The organism is Neobacillus sp., assembly GCF_031988165.1.
Classification (GTDB): Bacteria; Bacillota; Bacilli; order Bacillales; family Cytobacillaceae; genus Neobacillus; species Neobacillus rhizosphaerae.
Genome location: NZ_DALZYO010000049.1, coordinates 11,206 through 35,457, shown reverse-complemented (window position 1 = coordinate 35,457; position 24,252 = coordinate 11,206). Strand labels below are relative to the sequence as shown.

General features: G+C 40.4%; 13 protein-coding genes. 5 read left to right on the top strand and 8 right to left on the bottom strand.

The annotated features are described in order from the left end of the window. Window positions 1-350 precede the first annotated feature (350 nt). The 7 genes from RTR43_RS22490 to RTR43_RS22460 form a co-directional block, all read right to left on the bottom strand. Complete coding sequence (locus RTR43_RS22490; RefSeq protein WP_312475495.1) at window positions 351-3,230, bottom strand: GAP1-N2 domain-containing protein; 2,880 nt, start codon at window positions 3,228-3,230, stop codon at window positions 351-353. Beyond that, a complete protein-coding gene (locus RTR43_RS22485) occupies window positions 3,227-4,495 on the bottom strand; it encodes a TRAFAC clade GTPase domain-containing protein (protein WP_312475493.1) in 1,269 nt (422 codons plus the stop codon). Before RTR43_RS22485 ends, RTR43_RS22490 begins: the two co-directional genes overlap by 4 nt. A gap of 13 nt (window positions 4,496-4,508) precedes the next feature. Next, a complete protein-coding gene (locus RTR43_RS22480; RefSeq protein ID WP_312475491.1) occupies window positions 4,509-5,147 on the bottom strand; it encodes a beta-mannanase in 639 nt (212 codons plus the stop codon). A 35-nt stretch (window positions 5,148-5,182) separates the two neighbouring features. Beyond that, window positions 5,183-6,457, bottom strand: a complete 1,275-nt coding sequence (locus RTR43_RS22475) for a vWA domain-containing protein (protein ID WP_312475489.1) — start codon at window positions 6,455-6,457, stop codon at window positions 5,183-5,185. Between the two features lie 13 nt (window positions 6,458-6,470). Then, window positions 6,471-8,831: a hypothetical protein gene (locus RTR43_RS22470; protein ID WP_312475487.1), complete on the bottom strand. Its 2,361-nt coding sequence runs from the start codon at window positions 8,829-8,831 to the stop codon at window positions 6,471-6,473. A gap of 119 nt (window positions 8,832-8,950) precedes the next feature. Beyond that, complete coding sequence (locus RTR43_RS22465) at window positions 8,951-12,343, bottom strand: tubulin-like doman-containing protein (protein ID WP_312475485.1); 3,393 nt, start codon at window positions 12,341-12,343, stop codon at window positions 8,951-8,953. Between the two features lie 150 nt (window positions 12,344-12,493). Further along, window positions 12,494-14,269 carry a vWA domain-containing protein gene (locus RTR43_RS22460; protein ID WP_312475483.1) on the bottom strand — a complete coding sequence of 592 codons (1,776 nt, stop codon included), beginning with the start codon at window positions 14,267-14,269 and terminating at the stop codon, window positions 12,494-12,496. Window positions 14,270-14,471: 202 nt separating this feature from the next. Here RTR43_RS22460 and RTR43_RS22455 point away from each other — a divergent pair, with 202 nt between their 5' ends. The 3 genes from RTR43_RS22455 to RTR43_RS22445 are packed head-to-tail and all read left to right on the top strand — an operon-like array spanning window position 14,472 to window position 17,346. Continuing rightward, window positions 14,472-14,621: a hypothetical protein gene (locus RTR43_RS22455; RefSeq protein ID WP_312475480.1), complete on the top strand. Its 150-nt coding sequence runs from the start codon at window positions 14,472-14,474 to the stop codon at window positions 14,619-14,621. After that, entirely contained in the window at window positions 14,614-15,546 is a 933-nt protein-coding gene (locus tag RTR43_RS22450) for a hypothetical protein (protein WP_312475477.1), read from the top strand. The genes RTR43_RS22455 and RTR43_RS22450 overlap by 8 nt, the downstream gene beginning before the upstream one ends. Before the next feature lie 15 nt (window positions 15,547-15,561). Next, window positions 15,562-17,346, top strand: a complete 1,785-nt coding sequence (locus RTR43_RS22445; RefSeq protein WP_312475475.1) for a hypothetical protein — start codon at window positions 15,562-15,564, stop codon at window positions 17,344-17,346. A gap of 37 nt (window positions 17,347-17,383) precedes the next feature. On the opposite strand, the gene RTR43_RS22440 is transcribed toward RTR43_RS22445, so the two are convergent. After that, window positions 17,384-17,686: a DUF4359 domain-containing protein gene (locus RTR43_RS22440; protein WP_312475473.1), complete on the bottom strand. Its 303-nt coding sequence runs from the start codon at window positions 17,684-17,686 to the stop codon at window positions 17,384-17,386. A 429-nt stretch (window positions 17,687-18,115) separates the two neighbouring features. Between RTR43_RS22440 and RTR43_RS22435 the strand changes: the two genes are divergently transcribed. Next, a complete protein-coding gene (locus RTR43_RS22435; protein ID WP_312475470.1) occupies window positions 18,116-19,015 on the top strand; it encodes a CPBP family glutamic-type intramembrane protease in 900 nt (299 codons plus the stop codon). A 701-nt stretch (window positions 19,016-19,716) separates the two neighbouring features. Continuing rightward, complete coding sequence (locus RTR43_RS22430) at window positions 19,717-23,970, top strand: S8 family serine peptidase (RefSeq protein ID WP_312475469.1); 4,254 nt, start codon at window positions 19,717-19,719, stop codon at window positions 23,968-23,970. The last annotated feature ends 282 nt before the right edge of the window (window positions 23,971-24,252 follow it).

The following is a 24,252-nucleotide window of genomic DNA, read 5'->3' as shown; positions in this document are numbered from 1 at the left end:
AGCGCCGATGGTAGTTGGGGCAGGCGCCCCTGTGAGAGTAGGACGTTGCCAGGCACGAAAAAGAACAGCTGAATCAGCTGTTCTTTTTTGTATCAAAAAAACTATCATGAGCCTCAACTCCCAACCCAACCATGGAAATAAATTTAAAGAACAAGCCGTAGTCCCCTAATAAAGGCGGTGAGAGCAGAGCTAGACTTCACATCTTTCGTCTAGTGAAATGGGTATTTCACTTTAACTGGTTAAAGTGATTCATTTTTGCGGCGCTCCGCCCCTTTTCCACAGATATTGATGATGACAATTCCGATAGTATAAAAAATCGAGCATCCCAGTCGGAATGCTCGATGAAATACCTATTTTTTTTGTGCTACAAAACTTTGTTTATCGCTAGAGTATTCGAAAGTAAGGTCTTGGTCACCTTTTGACAAAATTAATTTATTTTCCTCCAACTGTACATCAGAAAAGTCTTTCTCCGATAGAAGCGGGGTGAGAAGTTTTAACTCATTCATAGGACCACTAGAATTGAAAGAAAAAATCCAGGTATATGAATGGGTTGCTTTATTAGTAGCAACTAAAACTAATTCAGGAATATCATTCTTCGAGAAATTATGTTCAAGTCCATAAAATGAATATCCCCTTTTTAATTTTCCAGTGTCATCAAATGGGCTACCCTCTGGTTCAGTTGTCAAATGGAGCTGCCATTCGATGCCAGACATATCGGTCATTACAATTGTATTACTCCCATTAGGGTGAGTTTGTCCGATGATATTTTTAACCTGTTTCCCAGCTAGATCCAATTTAAAAGACTGACCATCTGCTCCACTTGTTGAAGCTTTGAAGGATTTTAAATGAGTAAAAGTGTCCTTTTTGTTTTCTCCCAGGCCTGTCTTCTTTGTGGAAGTGGTTTTTTTCTTTTCTTCGGTAGCCGTTTTCTTCCCAGGGTTGTTTGCTGTTACCGTTTCACTAGGTTTTTGAACTTTAGGTTTTCCATCATGAAAAAATCCGAACCATATTCCCGTACCTATTCCCAAGATGACCAACAGAAAAGATAATGTCATTCCATATCGTCTTAAGAATTTGATTAAAGGACTGGTTGTTTCTGTTTCAATTTCCTTCAAAAAATTCTTAATGCTGTAGTTTTTGATTAATTTTAATTCTTTTCGAAGTGCTTTATTTTTCCAAATCGAATTCGGATGCTTTATAAAATATTTTTTTAATGCCCTTTTGTAGGCACGATCAGTGTCAATCAACCGGGCGTTTTCAACAATAAATGAATACATTGTTTTGTCATGGCCTAACCGAGACAAGTAATCCAATAATCCTTGATAATTAACACCTTTATATTCCGATCCAAATGCGATGAAAAGGAGCGGAAAATACATAGAAATAGGATTGCTTCGGAATAGTTTTCGAAGGATGTTCCTAAGTTGTTGGCGAGATTCTCCAGTTAAAGATTTTAAATCGTATGCATTTGCATTCGCGGGATTACTGAAAAGCTCATATAAAGCAATCATGACCAAATAATTTTCCTGGCCTTTCGCATCTTCCCATTCTTCAACATTTGAAGAAATTTCTCCAAATGCGATGACATCTGACAGCGTGACATCCATAACATTGATCGTCCTTAACAGAGAGGCTAATGCGTGTTTTAGCATGTCATTCTTAAATTCGTCAAACTCAGGACTATGCAGGCCGAGGTTAAAATCCTTCACTGCCAATAAAGATGTGAAAGGGTTGCTTTCATTGCTGATGGCAGAAGCGATTCTTTTTATTGATACGAATTTAAATTTTTCAATACTCAAAAGGTAGGGTGAGTGTGCAAGTAATTTTAATTCATTAAGGATGTCTTCGACACTAACGAACGGTTTAAACCATTCCTCAAAGTATGACTCAAGAAGCCGCCCATAATTTGAATTCTTATTAAAATAGATCAAAATTTCTTGATAGCTGAGCTTGTCCTGTTCAATCACTTTCCATAATTTATGGAAAAGTCGATCATTTTGATAATACTTAAGAGTCTCTATCATAAAGATGATAGCCTCATCGCATCTAAGGATTGAGTTTATGGATACGACAGCATCGATGTAGTCTAGAGCCATATTTTTATTACTAGCTACTTTTTCCCCTTTTAATAGCTGCAAAAAAAGCTCAACCAAATCTAGTTTTTCCTCTGAGTTAACCGCTAAGAATTTATGCAAACTTTGTAAAAAACCGATTTTATTATTCTTATAATAAGGGGCATCCTCATAGTTTAAGGTTAGATAAATGGCGGTTAATTGGTAGTAGCTGGTTAACTCGAGTTGCTGTTCTTCCTGTAATCCTGATAACATTGTTTCTGCAAAGTCCAAGAAATTACTTACATTTTTAGATTTGGAGAAATGGTGTAAAGCAAATTCCAAATACTCGTGCGACTCTCCCTTAATATTTACACCTGATATTCTACCTTCTGCAAAATCAAAAATAAATTGTTTTGCCATGGAACGATCTCCATAGTTGAGTGTTCCTGGCTCAAAAAACATAACATGGATGTATTTTTTACCCTCAGGTTCACTGGAAAAAGTCATTGCACCTAATTTTCGGCGATGGGCATAAGGTAAATAAAGATAAATTAACTCTAACAGTTGCATCGCATACATTGAATAGTCTTGCAATGGAACGTTAAGAGAGATGAAGACCCTTTTCTTGCCAGCAATCGACGACATGACGGCGAGCAAGAGCTGTTTGAATTGTACTTCTCCAATCCCTAACACCTCAAGAAGTTCATCTTTCACACTAAGAATATCCCTATCGTCGTAGCCAACAACCTCCCGTTCAGGCAGGACCTTCCCTAAGCCGACATCATAGGAGGTTGCAAATTCATTGATTTGAAAAAGCTTGGTGGGCTGTTTGATCCACTCATCCTTTATGGCAGAAGGAATAATATAGTTATGCATGAAATAGGTGCTACGAGTGCCAGTAAAATCTGCGGGCACGAATACAGCCTGGCCGATGACAAGCTCGCCGCTTTCAGGCTGAAAAATGGTCACGGCTTCCGGAAAGAGGGAAGCTTCCATTTCTCCCCGTTCCGTTAACACCTTAGGAGCGGAATAGCTGCAAAATGGATGTAAATATTTTTTTACAAATGCTTTATCGAGGCCAGCGGAAATGGCAATGGTGTCATAGCCGTCGGTTTCGTGAAAGATTCCGCCCCGTTCCCTTGTATACATTTGCTGATCTATGAATTTTCCGGTCACTGCTCATTTCTCCCTTCGATATACCCTAGCTTATAAAGCAGCCAAATGAACGGTTCATCTACACGAACAGGGCTAATGATGCCGCTGACCTGCTGATCGACGGGATTACTTCCTAGCGCGGAAACCGCAAAATAGGAGATATCTTTAAAATAAACATCAAGTGCGTTCACAAAAGGAATATCTACTTTTTCAAGGAATCGTCTGATTTCCCCGTTGATATTTTCGAATTCATCTAAATGAAGGTAGCCTCTATGGGTGACATTATGAAAAACATTACTATTCGAACGAATATATTCGCCGTCATCGTGTTTTAAGGCATTTAATAAATCGCTCTTCGTCAATACGACTGCGGTAGGAATATCTGTTTTACTATTTTCTAGATGGGCAATAAAATCACCAAACAAGGAGATGACGACTTCCCGTGGTTCATCCCCTTGGGCAGCAATTTCACCTGGCTTTTCACCCAGTTGATGAATCAGTTTTTCACGGATAGCGCGAATTTGCATTGGGTCAATTAAAAACAGAATTCCTGATGAATTTTTAATATGGGCAGCATGAAGCTTGATATAGTCCTTGTTTGTCATTCCTTCACCGGCGACATCAAAAAAAACGAGTGTCAGTGGAGCACGATCGTCATCTTTAAAGACAAATTGAAAGATAAATGGCTCTTGCCGCTTTGATACCTGTGTCGATTTTAATAGACTGCCATTTTCAAAAAGTGGGATTTCATACTCCTGTCGGAATCGCCTGCTTATCTCATTATCAAGTGGAATGCACGCCGCCTGAAAATTGTTAGCGGTGACATGCTGTAGTGTATGAATTAATGAGGTCATGTAAACGGATTTACCCACAGAGGTAGCTCCAACAATCGAAACGATATTACTTGGATGCTTGCCCGCTGTAACAGGCAGTTCATTATGGCATTCGGGACATAAGCGATTCCTCGTTACGACTGAGTATTTATCAGAAACGCCCATAAGAACACGATCAGAATAAAGCTTGTTTTCATCAGGAATCATCGAAGGATAAATAATCGCTTCCAGCTCGTCAATCGGAGCAAGCCCGAATTTTTCTCGATAATGATTAAACACTTCATCCTCTTGCAGGGCTAATGCCTCATCATCGTCACGGTGATGGGACGCACGGAAGACGACTTCCTCATGATGAAATTTGGAAAAACAGTATGGGCAGACAATATCGTAAAATGGCAATCTTTCTTTGGCAGGCTGCTTTTTTTCGAATATTCGTTTTAGCAGTGCGAACATGTAATGGTCCCCCCTATTCAGGAATTAGCTCATAATCATAAGCGGATTTCCTTCCGTTGCTAAAAAAAATTCTAATATACTCATTTTTATCAATCTCAATTTCCGGCTGTACGGATTTCCCAGAGGGAAAGTCGCGAACAAAGGGATATACCGTTCCATCGTCGATCGAGTTGGGAACGGATCCGTGTTTTTTTACATAGACTAACACCTCTTTATCAAGTGGAAGCTCTGACATGATCGATATCTTTACTTTTTTAAGAGGCTGAAAGAGTTTATTTTTATAGGTGATCGAAAAAAATATTTTTCCTTTCGAGCCCGAAATTCCTATACTATTATTATCGTTCTCTTGACTGAAAATGATTAGCTTTCCTTCCCGTTTTTGGCAGGGAAAAATGCGGTAGTGCGAGCGGTTAATTCCGTCTATTCTGGCGACATATCCTTGATTAGCTTTATATTCCTCACGGGTGTAGAGCCTTAATTCATCCTCTGCAATTTCGCTGTATGGCTGGACATGGTCGGCCGGAGCCTTGTAAATGTAGACAAAGTCAATATCCTTTGACCAAAACCAAGTTAAATGAACCTCAGAATCGCGTAGCGTCTTTCTTAAATCTCTTATTTCATGATCAGGGGAAGTAATGGTCTCCCAGTTCACCGGCAATCACCTCCATCTTCTTAAAGTTGAGAGCCTCAAAACCCTTTTTTAAAATGATCTCTTTTCAAGGATGTATCACGCACGGAAAAATCAGAACCACTGGAGCGGCGGACTGAGGTACCGGTAAATTTTTCGCGTATCGGGATAATCACTGTTCCAAGGCCGGTCAACACAGTTAACAGAATATCTGCGGCAATGCGGTAAGAGAACCCTGAAAGCAAGCTGCCCTGCAACCCAAGTTCGAGCAGAAGCCCTGCTAATAGCCCTGAAATCAGTCCAGTGATGGCGTAGCTTTTTGCCAAATAACGGTTGTCAAAAACGATACCTAGGGCTAGACCGAACAGGCCGCCAATTAACGTGATCAAGACAACGCGAAGCACGGCAAGATAAACACTGTTTTTAAACAATCCGTGTTTTTCCGTCACAAGCAGACGGTCTTGGTTTTCTAAGTAAATTCTTTCAAACACGTTCGTTAATTCCGTCGCTTTTTTGACATCATAGAAGGAACCGCCAGTGCGAGTTGCAATTAATTTGAGTAGCTTGGCGCCGTCCTGGTCAATTTTGCTCATCCCAATCGTATTAATGATAATATCTTTGTTTTGATAGGGCTCGACCACAGCATCGAGGTCCAGCTCGCTGTAACCATCGGAAAACAGAATCACCATTGGTTTTCTGCCCACTTGTTTATTGTCGTCAATCACCTTCATGGCGGTGTCTAAGGCGCCCGCAATATCGGTGCTCCCGTTGTATTCTAAGCTATTGATTTGATTAACTGCGTCCTCACGGTCCTTTGTATCACTAATGTTAAACATTGATTTTGTGATAAATGCTTGTTCATTAAAGGAGATGATAGAGGCGCGGTGGCCTTGTTCCATATTGGAAAGGAGTCTTCCGGCCGCCTTCAAGCTTTGGCGACTAGGGTCGGATTTATTCATGCTGTCCGAAATATCCATAACCATTACGAAATCGTCTGGCGGTTTAACGCTTGAGATATTAAGAGAATAGAAGAATTGAAAAATAAGACCGGCAATAAATAGCATCACAAATGTTGATGGGACAAGAAACTTCCAAGACAGCCCCGAGTATTCCAAGCGCCAGCTGAGACCATTAATCGTCGGTGAAATGGTTTCTGCCAGCAAGCAAAACAGGCCGGCCATAAAGGCTAACTGACCAAAATAGACGCCCATTAACAGGATATTGGGCCATTCGCCATAATAGGACTCGATCAGCCACTCGCCAATGATAGCCCCGATGAAGCCGGCAATAATACTAAAAACAAAAAAGAGAATACTAAACTTTCGGACAGGCATTTGCAAAATCTCCTTACGAAATAGAGTTGGTTTTCACTGATTTCGAGTGGAATTCATAACCATTTTCCATGTAGGTCTTATAGTATTTTTCGCCATTGCGGTAGTACATTAAGTCTGTCAGCTTAAAGCCTCCCATAAGGGCAAGTTTTTCGATGCCACTCGATTTTTTCTCATGGGCACAACCGACTTTAAAGTGGCGATTTTCCTGTTCTTTTTCTAAGGCGAAATTCATGAATTTGCTGTAAAAATCCCCAAAGAAGTATTTTTCTTCGAAACGGTGTTCCTGGGTATAGTTATAAACTTCAATCTGAATTGCCGAGTTTTCGTGCAGGCGTGTGTATAGTTGCTTGAACAGATCCTCTTTGGAGAGAACGTCACGATTTTCATAGGGCGTCATGACATTGGCTCTTTCTAACAGTTCATCCTCAAAGTTGCGATGGAATTCTTCCTGCGTCAACACATCTCGATTACAAACGAGAAGCAATCGTTCCAGAAGGGCGTTTGTCCCGTTTTTAAGCAGGGCGAGCAGGTTTCCGAAAAAACGCTCATCAGAAAAGAAATGCGGTCCGTGTTTTTCCTTCAACTTTGCTGTTATCCCGCTAATAATATCCGCATAATATTCGGCAATATTTTTATCCAAATAATCATCTGAGTCATAAAGGCTTTCTGCTGCTGCTTGCTTCAGGCTGGATTTAACCTGGTCGACAAGCTCAATTTTCTTGCGGAAATAAAGGTGATTTTCTTCTAACACCGCTTGATATTGCTTTAAGATCGTTTGTTTTACCTCAAGCTTGATGATTTCGTACTTTGCCCCGTAAACCACGTCGAACAAGTAGTGCTGGAAGCTATTTAGGTTTTTCTTGTCCGAAAAAGGGAGATAGCTTTTTTTGAAATCACAGCCATCGACCATTTGCTGGTAAAGAAGCTCGAGCCTTGCTTCCGCTTGTAAAAGGTCGTCTTTTGTATGGCGCAGCAATTTCTGAATTTCTTCGATTACACTAATCCCAAATTCCGATGAAGTTGGTGAGGTCCATAAATAGGCACAATACAAGCCATATTTTTCATTATTGATGACATGTTCATCGAGACAGCTCAGGATACGTTCTTTCAGGTGCAGCCCTTGCATGTGCTCGCGGACAGGACCGTCAAAGTTGGCCTGGAAGAATCGGTTGGTACCGCCTTCATATAAATATTCTTCCGCTTCCCTTATCGACATTCTTTTTACCGTTTGATAAGAATTCGCGACAGACATTAAGCCATTCATGTCTGCAAGTTTTTCTATCGGCGGTAGACAATTTTGAAAGTATTTTTGAAAAGCCTCCTCGGATAAATCCAACAAGTTGAGCACTGTTTCACGGGGCTGTAGGCCTACAGCTTTTAACGATGCCAAAAATTCGTTGAAAAAATGACTTGCCGCATAGAGGGAAATCGCTTTATTGGGGCGGTTTACCTTGGCAAAACCAGCAGAAGCATAAACGGGTTCAGGGGAATTTCCTCTAATGCCACGTTTAAAGTCTTGATGATTATAGCTGTCCATTTTTTCATGGTAGTCTGTTATCATTTTCCGGTTTTTTAACAGATTAAGATTGCTGATAATCCCATAGTTTTGCTGGTGGGCATCACTAGAAATCAAGCCAGCTTCATTTTTATCGCTCAATAAATATACTAGGTCAAAGAGTGGGGAAGGTTGGTGGCTAACAGGCAGCCTGAGATGATCTTCTGTTAACTGAAGGTCTTTTTCAAAGGTAAATTCATCGTTTTGATAGCTATCCAGTTCTTTTAAAAAACTAATCCCAAGTGAGGTGGACAAGGCAAAATGATCCCCGTCCTGCTTCGCCTGTAGCAATCCATATAAATCGACTTCGACTAGGCGAAACGATTCTTGAAGAATACTTTTTAACAACAAAGTAAATTCTTGAATCAGGATATTTGCAGGATCGCTAGCCGCCGTCACCACACAAAGGTTAACTTTTTTTAACGAAGAATAGACCTTCCCGTATTCGGCAATTTTCGACGAAAGCCTGCGAAAGGTCTTATTTAACTCGATTAGTTTGGTTTCATCACGATAAAAGGCTTCGAACATGTCTTTCCGTTTAAGCTTGCGGTCAAGTCCTTCCCAAGGAAGCTGGATAGATAATACGTTTTCCCCGGTAATGGTGCCGGTTTGATGGGCGTGAAAATATAAGACCCCCATGCTGTTTTGCCATTTTTCTTCATTAATTAATTTGATCGATTGAAGGGCTTCCTTCACTTGGTCACCCAAAAATAAAAAGATAATCGGATGGTTGACACTGCGTTGTTCATTTTCTTCAAGCGTCATTTTTTCCAGCTGGTTTGAAAAGGTGTTGGCATACTTTTGTAAAAGTTCTCTCAAGCTGTTTCCCCCCATTGAAAAACTTTCCCCTAGAATACATGCTAGTGTGATAAGAGGCGGGCCACAAGCAACTACTGCAGGTGGCCTTATCCATTTTCTGTATTCATTTCAATCTTTTTCTATGATTTTAACTGCCGCAGCATTTCGCTAACCTTGATCATCAGTTCCTTATAGAAGAGGTACAATTCTTCGCCATTAGCCAAATCCTTGTAGTCGTAATCAAGGTCTTCCTTTTCCTTCTGATAGGTGGCGGCCATTTCCTGTAAAACAGTAATGAGCTCCGCCGCGCTTTCTTGATTGATAAGATCATTGCTACGTCGTTCCGATTTTTTTTCAAGCTGATCCATCTGTTTCGGGCTCAATGCTTTAAACGTTTGATAGATCTCGAAATCAACAAACTTCGTTGTCCTCATCAGGTTGACAAACGGTTCCCAGGCATCTTCCTCAAGCTCTTTATCATAAACATAAAGAGCACCGCGCTTACGAATCGTTTTCGTGTAAACGGCCTGAATAAATTGATTTAGGGAAATTTCTTTTTCCTGTTGTGATTCCATATATTTCTCAATCTCGGCCATCTTTTCTTGAATGTAACTATATTTTCTTACTTCCAATTTCACTTTTTCAATCAGCTTAGGTGAGCGGATAAAGTTTTCTTTCGCTAATTCCACATTAGTACTCCCAAAAATATCACTGGAACTAGTGGATTCCATGCCTCCAGAAAACAACTCTTTTAACTGACGGAGCACTTGTTTCAGGTTTCCCAGGCTCGCTTTATCTAATTTCTTTGGATCTACTTCATGCTTCGCAAACAGCAAGCCCATATTCAAGTCGTTGGTAAAATGGCACTGAAACCGCGCGCTTGTATTTTGATCGGCATTCTTCTCTGTAATGCAGCCGAATTCCTTCGCTTGCTCAAACAGGGCACGGACACCGGCATTATACTGTTTAACACGCTCGTTTTGGTACGTATCTCCCCAAGATTTTTCCGGAATTGGTGAAGGAAGGTAGGCCCAGTTTTCTTGATTCGTTTGGACAAGATGGCGGCCAACACCTTCTTTTTCTAAAATTGTTTTTTCATAAGCTGTTTCGTAAATCGACAGCGGTGAATAGGCAAACAAAGGAATCCCGTTCTTGGTGTTTAACCAGAAGATGCGGTTTTTTAGTTCACTTTCCTTAATCGTGAAGCGAGAATGGCTCAATGAATGGCGCTCGAAATTTTTAATACCATTGAAAATATTTGGTGCCTTCACTGGTACGGACACAAAGCCCCATTGCGGGAAGTGCAGCTGCCCATTGCTGTTAGCCAGATGGAAAACGGGCAGGGCATCACGGTCTAGTCGTGCGGCAATCTTATCTTCAATAATCTTGTCAATTGGTTGGTCATCGCCGTATTTTAAGCGTAAAAAGTCCTCCATGGATTTGGTAATCAAATCGCCGAACTGGTCGGTCAGGAATTCGGAAACCGTGCCAACGATATCGATATCGGATTCTTTTACCCAATAGGTCGATTTTTCGAGGAGCATTTCCGACCATTGCTGAACCAATATTTCACCATCTTTGGAATCAAATAGCCGCTGGATTTCGCGGGCGACATCCGGGACACTGACTAAGTGCCAATAATAGGTGACGTTATTGTCCTTCTTGATTTCCTCGCCATCGACAAGAATATCGGCATTCTTTTCAAAAATACTCTTCAGTGTCTCTAAAATTTCCTTATACACTTCATAAATCTTGTTATTCTGGTTATTGAGTAGCTGGTATAGGTCCTCATAAAATTCAATCATTTCTTCGCTACGCGCTTTTTCAGCCCGGGCATAATACTCAGTTAGCTTTGCTTCAACATAGGCGTTCTTTTTCTTCTCTTTAGAAATAAATGCGCTTCTAGCATCCTCCAGCCGATTCAAGGCATACTCCTGCTCCGTAGAAATCGCTTTTGGCAGCCGTTCTAAGCGGTCACGGAGTCCTTCTATATAAGCTTGTAAGGTTTTTAGTAGGCAAAAACCTTCATTGGAGTGTATCAAGCGTGATGCAAAGATGGGACCTTTATTCGGATGCAGGAACAACCGCTCAAGGTGGCGGCGGAACTCTTCCATAATCTCCCCAGGAAGCTGTTTCTTGCATTTGCGGTATTGTTCCTTTGCTTTAAGCAAAAATTCCCTTTCTAATTCTTCATCAAGATTGATAACAGAAGTTTTAATCACGTTGTTATAGGAGAAGCGGTCGCTATTCTCAAAGCCAGATAAGGCTTCAGGCACGCGCTCATTAAAACGCTGATGAACAGAATCTGGATCAATCCTTAGCTTTTCCATAAATTGCTCTACTTCCGTTTGATCGGGACCCGCATCAAACATCGTGTTCATTTTTTCAAACAGCTTATAGCCGATATAGGTGGTCATTTCTTCAAGCGGAATCTCCGCCATCGAGGCCCCGATAATGTTGTATTGGTAGTTGGCGGCGTATGGCTTGGGCATTTGCGCAATATTAGTGCGGATATTACTGATATAGTCGTGGATGGCAAATTCTTCGCCCGATTGCTTTTCTTCATTGGCCATGAAATTGGTGATATTCTCAGCGGTGACATTCATGCAGTAATCATAAGCGTTTTCTAGCCATTTACCTTCGAGGTTTGTCCCCGAGATTAAATGACAGAGATTAAACGGTGGCATTGGTGAATTGACATCTAACAGGCTGCCGTATCGCATTTTGAACCGCTCATTGCGTTCATCACAGTTCATCCAGTAATCAAGCTCTTTTAATGCTGCATAGCCATTTTTCTCAATGTATTCAACAGTGTGCGAGCTTAGGCCTCGTTTTGATAAATTCACATCTGGTGTAAATAGATAGCCAAGTATACTGACTTTGTCGACACCGGTTGGCCCAAATTTCCGTTCCATGATTCCGCGGGTGATATAGGAAATATCGAGATAACAGCCGCTGCCGGTTCCGCCGGACAGTCCTGTTAATATGAAGACATAGAGCCGTTTATTCGTTCCTTCAAGAACGGATTCGATTTTTCGTTCAATCGTTTGCACGACTTGATTGATTTTTGTAAACAGAAGCAAGCGTCCAGCCTGACGAACGCCGGAAGCACCACTGATGCCGTCGGTAATTAATAGTTCAGGGGACAGCCATTCCTTTATGTACGGCTCAATTGTACTGCGATTTTGCAAAAGACCGCCGATTTCCGGGTTAGAAAGGAGAACAAATTCTTTGTTCGGGTCGAGGCCTATGCCTTTGTATTTTTTATTGCGGTCATATTCATTCGTTTCGAACGCTAAAAACTCAATATTATTCGGCTTTTCCTTTTTCTTTTTCGATAACGGATCCTGCGGAAGTTTGAAGCGGCGATTTACTTGGTACTTTAGCCTTAATAAGGCATCAATTCCGGTGCCGCCAAGGCCGATGACGAGCATCGGATTGTCAATTGTATCAACGCGGATTTTCTCCGAAATTATGCCGCCGCCTAAGGAAACATCCAATTGCGAAATATGCTCTCTTACACTTGCTTTCATGCAAAAATTCCTCCCTAGCTGATTAGTACTAATAAATATATAGACGAAAAATAGCGTGGTTAGGATTCTATTTTCGGTGTCAGGCCTCAAAGGTGGTGCCTGACACCTATCTAACTCCAGCGACTGATCAAGTTGCTCATGGTAATCAAGTTAACTGATATACTCAATGTAAATAGATTTATTAACCTTTTTTAACACAATCCGTAAGCGGTCGTTTCGCTTTACCTCACGACCATTTTTGGCGTCGATTGCCCGGCCGCCTTTTTCAATCGTGCATTCGGAGTTATTGACCAGCAGCAAGGTATCACCTGAAGCCGGCTTAAAAATGATTTGTTCCGTTTCAGTGAACTCTGGTGCTAGCGACAGCAGTTGATGGAGGCGGATCTTCCCTTTAAAGCCTTTTAATTTTTTGAATTGCGGGTTCGTGCGCTCTCCTGTATCCTCATCCTTAATTTCGACAACGATTTGGCCGCTAAAGCCGCGGTTCTTCTCTTTCATTTTTCTAAAAAGAAGGTAGGCAAGGGCAGCTACAAGGAGGGCCCCAATTACACCAAGCCCGACATACAGCCATGGGAAGGGGTTTTCTGTTTCCGTAGTATTTGGTTTCGCATTCACAGGTGCCGCTGCCGCCTTTTTTATTGTAAGCTTCTGTGGCTGTGTCTCACGGAAAAAGCTATTATCCTCGGCCTTCACAACCACCTCGTATCCGGAAGAGTTCCCAAGCTTAAACTGACCCGTAAAGCCTTTATCCTCGGCTGTTAAGCTGACTTCCTCTGTTTTCCCCTTGTCGAGGTCTTTGACGAAAAGAGTAGATTTCATTGATTTATAGATGTTTGTATCGGTAATGACTGTACCGTTATCCTCAAAAAATGCCGCTATTTTGACTGTTTCACCTGCATTGTAGGTCTGCTTGGCGAGCGGGCCTAGCTTCAGCTGCAGGTCATAGTTGAAGACAAGATTAATATCGATTTTATCCTTTGGAACCCCTTTGACATTCAGCGTCCAATCGCCTTGGACCGGTTTCATCAATTTGACCATCGAGTACGTCTTCGATTTGGACAGCAGTACCTGGTCTGAAGGAATCGCCAGTTCTTTGCCGGAAGGATCGAGGAGCTTCACCTCAACCGGCTGGCTGGAAATCAGTGAAATATTGGCTTCGAGTACATTATCATTAGGGACATTTAGTTTGATATCCTGGTATTGACCGTTTCCAACAACTTGGTTTACAGGCACTATTTTTAACTTTAAATGGTTGGCAAAAATTTCACTGAGAATCGCCGGCAGCTTATCAGCAGAGCTTGCTTCAAAGAATTTTCCGTGGGTGCTCTTGGCAACATTCGTCAGAACTTCTTTGTTCAGCTTGCCATCAGCGTTCAAGCCAATCGTATAAATCGGATAGCCTTTGGCTTGTGCGTCGGCAACGGCTTTGGCGAGATCCTCGTCAGCTTGTTTGCCGGATTTGGCTTTCTTTGGATCGAGCTCATTGTTTCCATCTGCAAGCAGCACAATTAACGGGAAGTAACCTTGTTCATGGCTTGAATCGAGCACCTTGACGGCTTCCTTAACTCCGGTTGATAAATCGGTATAGGAGTACTTCTCTACTGAGTCGATGAATTCTTTCAAATCCTGTTTATCCTGTTCGGACTGAATTTTAACAAGTGCCTTTTCACGCATCACTTCATCGGCGTAAGCGATGGCACCAATTTTATCTCCTTTTAAGGAGGCCATATCAATAAACATCTTCATAGCTTCATTACTGATATTGTTTGGATCGCTACTTTTCATTGAGTTACTGACATCGACGACCAGCATTCCTTCAATTCGGGATGTGGAATTTAACGGACTTGCAGCGCGTACAATATAAGAGCTACTATTTAAGAATAAGAAAGTAATCAAGATAAAACTACTAATCCATTTTTTAAACATCTGTGTGCAACCCCCACTGTCGATTTCCAATTCGAGTAATACCTACATTTTTTTTGCATTATAATTCCATTTTACCATTGCTGTAATAATATTCCCAAACAATTATAATCTGGAAATATCAAAATATTACTACTATAATATCTTTAATGGTAAATCTATAAAATAATTTGGCTATTATTTGAACCGAAAAAGGGGAAGTAGAATGTATAGCATTGTATTTACTAGTACACTAGTTTTGATTCTAATCTGGAAAATCTATAAATTATTTAAAAATAAACGCAGCAGTGGCCACTTCGAAGATATTGATGATGAATTAGTCATCATGCTAAATGAAGGTGATTCCATTGGCTAAACAAGCTGTCCGGTTTTCCAAGAAAAAGCGAACGCAATTCCGCTTCCAAAAGCTGAAGATGTGCAAAAAATGTAATCGCTATTCCGTCCTTAAGGATGAGAATTGTCCGAAATGCGCTTCAGGCTTTGTTGGAATCGAAAGTCTTGTGAAATCTATTTTTAAAAATCGATTATTAACGGAAGCAATCTGGATTTTAATTATTGTCTTTATTGGTATCGTTGCCGCTCCTACAGTTAAAGCACTGTATTACTCCTTAATCGCTGGAGTCATTTTTGTTATCAGTTATGTGCTACTGACATCGATCTTCATGAAAAGTGAATATTTCATTCAGCTAAAAAAACTACTTAGAGTGGATTTTAAAAAAATTCAAGCAGGCATCCAGTTCGACAGCGACCTTGCCAAAGAGGATGTCAAACTGGACCGGCTCGTACCCGCCTATGAAAAGCTGCGTGAGATTAGCGACTTTATTGATAATGATCAGGTGAAAATCCGCCGCGTCATGGTCTTAAATGAAATTGCCCTGAGGAGTGACATGGAGCTTGAGTTGGAAGAGCTTATACCCTCATCCTATGATAAGGATTTTGTGAAATATGCGCTCGAAGTGTTAAAAATTAACCGAACCTTGATCACGAAAAAGTGTATTGCTTACTTTATCCATTATCGTGATGCTGTTGTTATTGATTTCGGGATGGATTCGCTCATTTCTGTCGCCGGTACGGCACTGAGAATGAAGCTGTATATCCTTGAATTTTCTGGGTTTATCGAAGAATTCCTTGACTACTTTCCAAAGGAGCGGTTCTTGAGGCTATGCAATATTGTCTATGCTAATCCAGATGTCGAGTGGGGGAGTCTTGAGGAAAAGACAAAACGGTTGGTGGCGATGAAGTACCATTACGATCCTGATTTCAAGCGGTTTGTTTCGTAGAAAGGACATAAATCCATGTTGAAGCTGACTGTTTATAAAAAAGTAAGTATGTCGCGAAATTTTTTCTTGCTACTTCTGATTTTTCTACTCGTGCTTGTTGGTGGCAAAATCATGTTGGCTCATGAAAAACTCGCCACCTATAAAGAAGCGATGAAATTATTTCAGTCCGGGGAATTAGTCGCCGCAGAAAGGAAATTCCGAGATGCCAAACTGAATTTTTCAGTTACGGACCACAATAAAGACATCAATCTAAAGCTCTCAATTCTGTCACCAATCCGTGAAGTCATGGAAGATTTAGATGAAAAAGCTACCGATTATTATGAGAAAAAAGACCTCGACAAACTCGTTGATATGTACGAGCGTTGGCAGCAAAGCCGGAAAAAATGGGTGTCAGGCACCAGCATTCAAAAGCGTATGTATGAAGAGATGGTCATGTTGACGAAGCTTGACCAAGATATGGAATCGTATTTTTCAACGATTAAGAAAACAAATCTAGCGAAATTGCAAAATAATACGGCAAATAGCAGTTCGGATGAAGAAGAGATTTTTACTACAATGAAAAAGATTCCTAGCGAATATTACGGCAGTGACCCTGCTACTAGAACAAAAGAAATTCAATCTAGTTTCCAAACGTATTACGCTGGAAAAATCAATGCAATGACAGCGGCCAATGCTCCAGTTGTCGATCTAGTGGCCGAGGGCCTTCGCCAATTCGGTATGCTAGAAAAGTTTTCAATTGCTACTAGCGGGCTCAAGGAAACCCTTGATTCGCATTTGCTCAAGGTCCTAACCTCGGCATTGGGCAAAAATGATTTTGCCACCTTTGCTGAGCAGGCAAACAGTATCAAAAAACTGTCGGCGAATCTGGCCTCTGCTAAGGTATTTCCATTTATCGAAAAATCGAAGAATGATTTACTCGCTAAAGCGAAGAATCTCACCGCTGGCAATAAATTTGCCGATGCCATCAGCATCTATGAAGCACTTAAACCATTAGAAAATACTGACCAATTTATCGCCAATGCTAATCTGGCCTGGGATAAATATGAACCGATTCGTGTGCTGCAGCGATTATATCCTGGAAAAGAATTCGCTAACGTTGTGAACGCTAAGAACAAATGGGGAGCAGACAGTGTGGTTGCGGCCGTCTCCAAGGATGGTGGAATTTTCTTTGGCAAGCTTAAGGGTGAAGAGGCGATGGCGGTAACGGAGGGGAGCTTACAGGGGTTACAGGCCATTAAAAAGCTAGATTTCCAAAGCAATTTGAGCAAATCCGACAATCCCGTTATCTATATGGAGGCGAAATCATCGGAACGGAAGCATCATTATCTGGCTTATGAAGTTCGCTCTGGGTCAATGGTGAAAAACTTGGATGTCGAGGCAGATAATCTAACCATTGAAGCAAAGAATGTTTTATTAGTCGATAATCCGACCGGATCCGGTGCGGGTCAACCAGCCTACTATGAGTTGGACAATGACGGAAAATATCAATTTACAAACATAAAAGTAGATTATGTCGATATCGAAATTGGCGATATTACGAAATACATGGGGAAAAAGGTCCGTTTCACAGCCTATGCGGCTTCGAAAGTTAATGGTGAGGCCTTGGTGACGTTATCAGAATCCTATAACTATAGTAGCGGACAATGGGAGAAAACGTATTTATTGTTAAAGGGACAGACTAATTTTACCATTTATACGAATTATAAAGTTATCGGAACGTTCAATAGTTACACGAACATAACCACTGACACCGGTGAACAGCTACGTGTACCGGTCTTCCAGGTTGAAAAAGTTGAATAAAAGGAAAAGACCAGTCCGTGTGACTGGCCTTTTTCAATCATTTTTCATTGCTTGACAGCGGGATAAATTGATTAAAAACCCCAATTGTCGTGACTTTTCCCATTCCTACATCCGAAAAGTCCGTTTTGTAAATGGAGAAAAGAAAGTAATCTTTTTTTGTTGTTCCTGCATCAAAGATAGATTTCCCGGCAAGTGAAAGAATGCCTTTTTGTAAAAGATTTGATGATTGATCCATCGTCTTGTGATTAATCCATTCGATATATTCCGAGCGGTCAGGATTTGTTGCTGATAAAACAAAGAGCACCACTATCAAAAGTATTAATGCAAGAAGACGCTTCATTTATCCGATCCCCTATTCTTACAGCTTCTAACTGTAAATTTTTATATAATAAAGTATAAATTGTAAGTTAAATTTTGTAAATAATAACGTAATCCTATGAAAATAGTCCGAAAGTTGTCTATTTAGTATGTTAAATAAAATAGGGAGGGAACGATGATTCATTATTTAAGATCTTTTGTTTTTTTTTCAGCATTAATCGTTGCATTCTTAAAGGAAGTAGGAATTGAAAGAAAATTTTGATGATAGAATGCTATCGATATGTTAAATTATTACTATTACATTCTTATAAAAAAGGAGACAAAACCGTGACAAGAAAATGGAAGTGGACACTTTGCTGTTTCCTTTTCCTGCTGTTATTAAACGGATTCGGGATACTAGCGGTAAATCTTTTAGGTAAGTAGACGAAACTTAAAGGCAGGGAATGACGAGATGACAACAAATTTAACCAAACCGATGTCAAAAAAGCTGCTTTTTGCCATCATCCTAGTGACCGTTGGGGCGGAGCTTCTTCTCTATTTGGCACGATATAGCACCATGGCTAGCACCTTATATGATGCCCTTATGGTGTCATCCTTTTTTATCGGCTGGAGGCTTTACCGGCGGCTCGGCAGTCCGCAGGACAAACCGAAAACAAAACGGCAGCTATCGCTTCAATTCACAGGTGCCTTTCTGATCTTTGTCCTCGGAAGTACAGTGATCAATATTTATTCAACCTACGTGTTTCAGGACTTTAGTGATGATTATGATCAATACGTTCAGGACTATGCTGATATTCAGGCGTATGATGCCGGAAATGAAGGTCCTTCAGCCGAACCGATTGGGACCTTTTTTGAAAAAGTAGATTTAGTTGGCTACGATTTATTTGCCGACACACTTGCTGGTTTAGAAGAGGTTTGGCGGCTGGCCTATATCGTTCTATTCCTGGTAATTTTTAAAAAGATTTTCCGACGCCGATGGGAGAGCGGTCGAACAGACATCTTCCTGATGGCGGCACTGTTTCTCACTTCCATTCTGTTCGGCATCGATCATACGTTAGACGCGGAACAACCATGGTCCATCAAAATTGGCTCCATCGTCAGTTTTGCCAACATGGGGCTATTATTTGGAGTCATTTTATTATGGACACGAAATCTATGGGTGACAGTGCTTGTTCACGCACTCTATGATATAACAGCCACATTGTCATGGTATTATGTCGAATACGCAGTAGAACTATTTGCCTTAGCCATATTAGTTGTCCATTTGATCCTGTTTACGCTCGAAAAAATGCACCAAAGACGGTTAAAACGACAGATGGAAAAAGTGGAGCTTATTCAGGCTGCAGAGTAAATTAAAATAGGATGTTAAAGAGGTTACCGTTCGATTACGGCAGCCTCTTTTTTAGGTTGTTTTTTTTGCATCGAGTTTAATTTTTAGAAACACAAATAAAAGGCAAAACAAAGGCGGTATTTCCCGAGAAATGACGTTTATTGTCGACTGCTTCAGGCTCCATGTAAATCCGATTAGTAAATACGTCAATAATGGTTAAATAGCGCCGACAACTCCATTAATGTGTATTAACAAGAAAAACTGGATTATTATTTTTTTACAATAAGACTATTATTCTTTAATAATAAAATGTGTCTTTGGAAATAGGTAGATTGGATTATATTTTTCAAATTATACAAGAAAAGTGTTCATTTTTACGTCAATAAAAGGGAAATTTCTCCTGAAAAGGCTAGCAAAAAGGAGAGCTTAAATGTCACAAAGTTACAATAAATATTAAAAACTAGATTATTGTGAAAAAATACCTACTGAACTGCCAATTATTATGATATGGTAAGGCGAGTTTCTTAAGAATTATCCCAATTTTGTCGAATATTGCGGAAATATTTCTTTCGTTTTCCGAATATTCTATTGACCTTTCGTTTGGAAAAAGAATATTATTATATTTGTATATTCCGACTATTCCAACTAAGAAGGTAAGAGGATTATCAAAAAAGAAAAATAGCAGGATATTATTACTATATTAATAGGGGGGAAACGATTTAATGAGCAAAAAGAACCGTAATAAGAAGCGCAAAATTTTTACATATGCATTAGCATCAGCTATTGTGCTTGGAAACTTCAGTTTTGTCACTCCGACTTCTGCTGCCTATAAGCCCGGGGATATAGAGTCGAAGATTCAACTGTTAAAGCAACAGCAAACAAGGGAGTCTTTTAAAGCTAAAACAAAAACTGCATCTACAAGTGCAAGAGCAGATCTTAAAGCGACAGATAAGGTTCGTGTCATTGTTGAAGTGGACGGGGAAACGCCTGTTGAATATGCAACAAATCAGGGGAAACTATACAAAGAATTATCAGAAGATAAAAAATCTTCACTCTCCATCAAGACAGAAGGTCAGCAAAAGTCTGTTAAAGATAAAATTGCAGCTAAGGGCGTAAGTATTAAATATAAACAGAAATATTCAACAGCATTCAACGGTTTCAGTGGTGAGGTTGCCTATGGTGATCTTGACAAAATTGAATCCGTTGCAGGAGTAAAAGCTGTTTATTTAGCAAACGAATATAATCGTCCTAAAGTAGAACCAAATATGAAAACGAGCCATCAGTTCGTTCAGTCGCGTGATACTTGGACAAAAGCTGGTTTTAAAGGCGAAGGTATGGTGGTAGCAGTTATCGATACGGGTGTAGACCCATCCCACCGTGACTTTAAATTAACCGACGATACAAAAGAAGGTTTAACAAAAAAGGAAGTTGCGCAAGCAGTTGCTGACAAGGGCCTAAAAGGAAAATTCTATACAGAAAAAGTTCCGTTTGGTTATAACTATTATGATCAAAACGACATCATTCTTGACTTAGGGCCTGGCGCTAGCATGCATGGTATGCACGTAGCTGGCACAGTTGCAGCAAACGGGGACGAAGCGAATGGCGGCATTAAAGGGGTCGCACCTGAAGCACAAGTTCTTGCGATGAAAGTATTTAGTAATGACCCAATCTACCCATCGACATGGTCTGATGTTTATCTTGCGGCAATCGATGATTCTATTAAGCTAGGTGCAGACGTTCTAAACATGAGTCTTGGTGATGTAGCTGCTTTCTACCAGAAGGATAACGCAGAAGACCTTGCCATTCAAAGAGCCACTGCTAACGGAATCGTTTGTGCGATGTCCGCAGGGAACTCTAACCATATTGGTGATGGCTGGCATGAACAACTATATGCCCAAAACCCTGATATCGGAGTAGTTGGCGCTCCTAGTTTAAATCCAGACGGTATTTCCGTAGCTGCTTCTGGTAATGAAGCTTACTTGTATCAGCATACGATTCAGTTAGAGGGCAACACATCCTTCACGGCAGTAGGTAAAGGAATCGACGATTGGACCGAGCTTGCAGCTGCTAATGCTGGTAAACTTCAACTAGTCAGCCTTGGAAATAAACTCGGTGCTCCAGAAGACTATAATGGCCTTGATGTAAAAGGAAAAATCGTTGTGGTACCACGTGGAACTTTAGCCTTCGCTGATAAAACGAAAAATGCTGCTGCGGCTGGAGCAGCAGGTATTATCGTTTGGAATGCTACAAATGGATTCCCTTTTGACAACCAAGGTGGTTGGGATGTTCCATTCATGTTAATTTCAAAAGCTGAAGGCCAAACCCTTAATGAGGCGATTGCTGCAGGACAAACAACAATTAATGTGTCTCAATTGAAAAAATCTGAAAGTCCTGAAATGGGCCGGATGACAAGCTTTACTTCTTGGGGAACAACACCAAGCCTGGAGTTGAAGCCTGAAATTACTGCTCCTGGTGGAAATATTTATTCCACATTTAATAACAATAAATACGGAGTAATGAGCGGTACTTCGATGGCATCACCACATGTTGCCGGCGGATCAGCCCTCGTACAGCAATACTTGCAATCAGATGCTCGTTTCAAAAATCTTTCTGTAGCTGATCGGTCTCATCTTGCAAAAGTATTATTGATGAATACGGCAAAAGTGATTGATGACTTAAATGGTCAGCCGTTTTCCCCTCGTCGCCAAGGTGCTGGAATGATGCAAACCTATGCAGCTGTGACAACACCTGCATACTTTGTAAACAAAGCAACAGGCGATGCGAAGGTAGAATTAAAGAACTTCCAAACGAAGCAATTTGAAATGACCTTTACAGTGAAGAATATTTCAGACAAGTCTGTAGCATACAATGTAAATACTGATGTACTAACAGATACAATCCAAAATTATGGCAAAGATAACCCTGAATATAACGCTCTAATTGCCGGAAACCTTGAAGGTGCAAAAGTTGATGCTCCTAAAACGGTAACAGTACCAGCAGGGAAATCTGAGGACTTTACCGTAAAAGTCGATTTCTCCAACGCAAAAATTCCTGGTCTGGATGCAGATGAAAATAAGACTCTATTAGACTTAAGAAAGAACATTTTCGTTGAAGGCTCTGTTACATTAGAAGCGGTGGATAAAAATAACCCTAACTTAACTGCTCCATATGTAGGCTTCTACGGAAATTGGGATGAACCGCAAATTATCGATGGCTTTTCAACCCTTGGAGAGGTTCGTTACTTTGATCTTGGGGTAGACGCAGTAACAAAGGCAGATAATGAATTATTTGATTTCTTACCGGTCCCTGAAAAGAACTTCTTTGCTCTTTCGCCAAATGGGGATGATTACAATGATAACTTTAATCCGATGCCTTCATTCTTAAGAAATGCTCTAGAAGTTCAATTTAATATTTTGGATAAAGACGGAAATCAACTTCGTAGAGTAAAAGCAGAGTCAAATGTTTACAAAAATGCCTTTGATGGTGGAAGTGCTGACCCATACTCCCTAAAAGGAGACCGTACATGGGACGGAAAAATAAAGGGCCAAGTCGTTAAAGATGGTTTGTATTACTACGAAATCAAATCCGTCATCGACTATGCTGGTGCTAAGTGGCAATCCAAGAAAATGCCTGTCTATGTTGACACTACTGCACCTAAGGTTACCTCCACCTATGATCCAGACAAATCAGTTGTATCTTGGGAAACAATTGAAAATGGAACTGGTACGGAAGAATATTGGATTTTTGTAAATGGAGAACGTGTCGCTACTGTTGATGGAAAAACTACTTCTTATGCGCTTGAAGGAGTACCAGAAAAAGCAGTCATCCAAGTGGTAGCTTGGGACTACGCTGGAAACTACGGCTATGATACTTCTGCAATTGGTGATGTTGATCTTCCACTAATCATTATTAGTGATGGTACAAAAGATGAGAAAGGGAATTATGTTCCAAATTCACCAGAGCCATGGGGAGCTTATTCTTCATTTGAAGTTCCTGTTAAAGGATTTGTAACGGATGATACTGGTTTAAAATCATTAAAGGTAAATGGAAAAGAAATTGAGTTGAAGCAAGACGAAGCTGGTCGTTACAACTTCTCAACAACGGTTAAATTTGTTAAAGATGGACTATTTGATGTAATAGTAGAAGCTGTTGACCACTCTAACAAAGTAATCTCGATTGCTCGCAAGGTCTATATTGACACAACGAAATCAGTAATTAATGTAAATCCACCAGCAAGAGTGGACAAGAATGTTGATAAAGTTACTTTGAATGTAAATCTTCAAGATAACTTCAACTACTTAAAGTTCTATATTGATGATAATAACGAGTTCGAAGTGCCACTGCTAAGCCCTGTGGATGTATTAAAACCATTAAACAAGGATTATCAAGTAACTCTTCCGCTTAAAGAAGGCGAAAATAAATTTACTTTGAAAGCTACTGACCTTGGCGGTAACGAAACCGTTAAAGAAATTGTTATCAACCGTAAGGATGCTGATCCAAAACCAGATCCAAAACCAGATCCAAAACCAGATCCAAAACCAGATCCAAAGCCAGAAGTGAAAAACGGCTGGAGCCTTGAAAATGGTTCATGGTACTATTATTCAAAAGATGTAAAAACAACCGGTTGGGTACAGGATAAGGGCAAATGGTACTTCCTTGCTAAAGACGGCAAAATGCAAACCGGCTGGGTGAAAGACGGTAACAAATGGTATTACCTAACTAAATCAGGTGCAATGGCGACTGGTTGGGTAAAAGACGGCAAGACTTGGTATTACTTAAATAAATCAGGCGCAATGGCAACTGGTTGGTTATTTGATGGAGGCAAGTGGTATTACCTCAATGCCAATGGTGCAATGGCCACAGGCTGGAAGCAAGTCAATGGCAAATGGTATTACCTCTATAGTTCAGGCGTAATGGCTGCTAACACAACGGTAAACGGCTATAAGCTTGGCAAGGATGGAGCTTGGATAAAATAAATATCGTGTCATATGGAGGCGAACAGATAGTATACTGTTCGCCTTTTTCCTTACTTGTTTAAGAGATAAAAATGGAAAAAAATGATCGATTCCTGTTCTTTTTGTGCAAGGTTTGAATGAGAATGTTGAAAATTGCAAAAATTCCAACCGTAACTATCTGAATATTCTATTGACTTTCGCTAGGTAAAAAGGCTACTATAATATTTGTATGATTCTGATTTTTCTAATAAAAAGGGAGGAAATTAGACAAAAATAGAACATAAAGGTATGACTATTATTCTA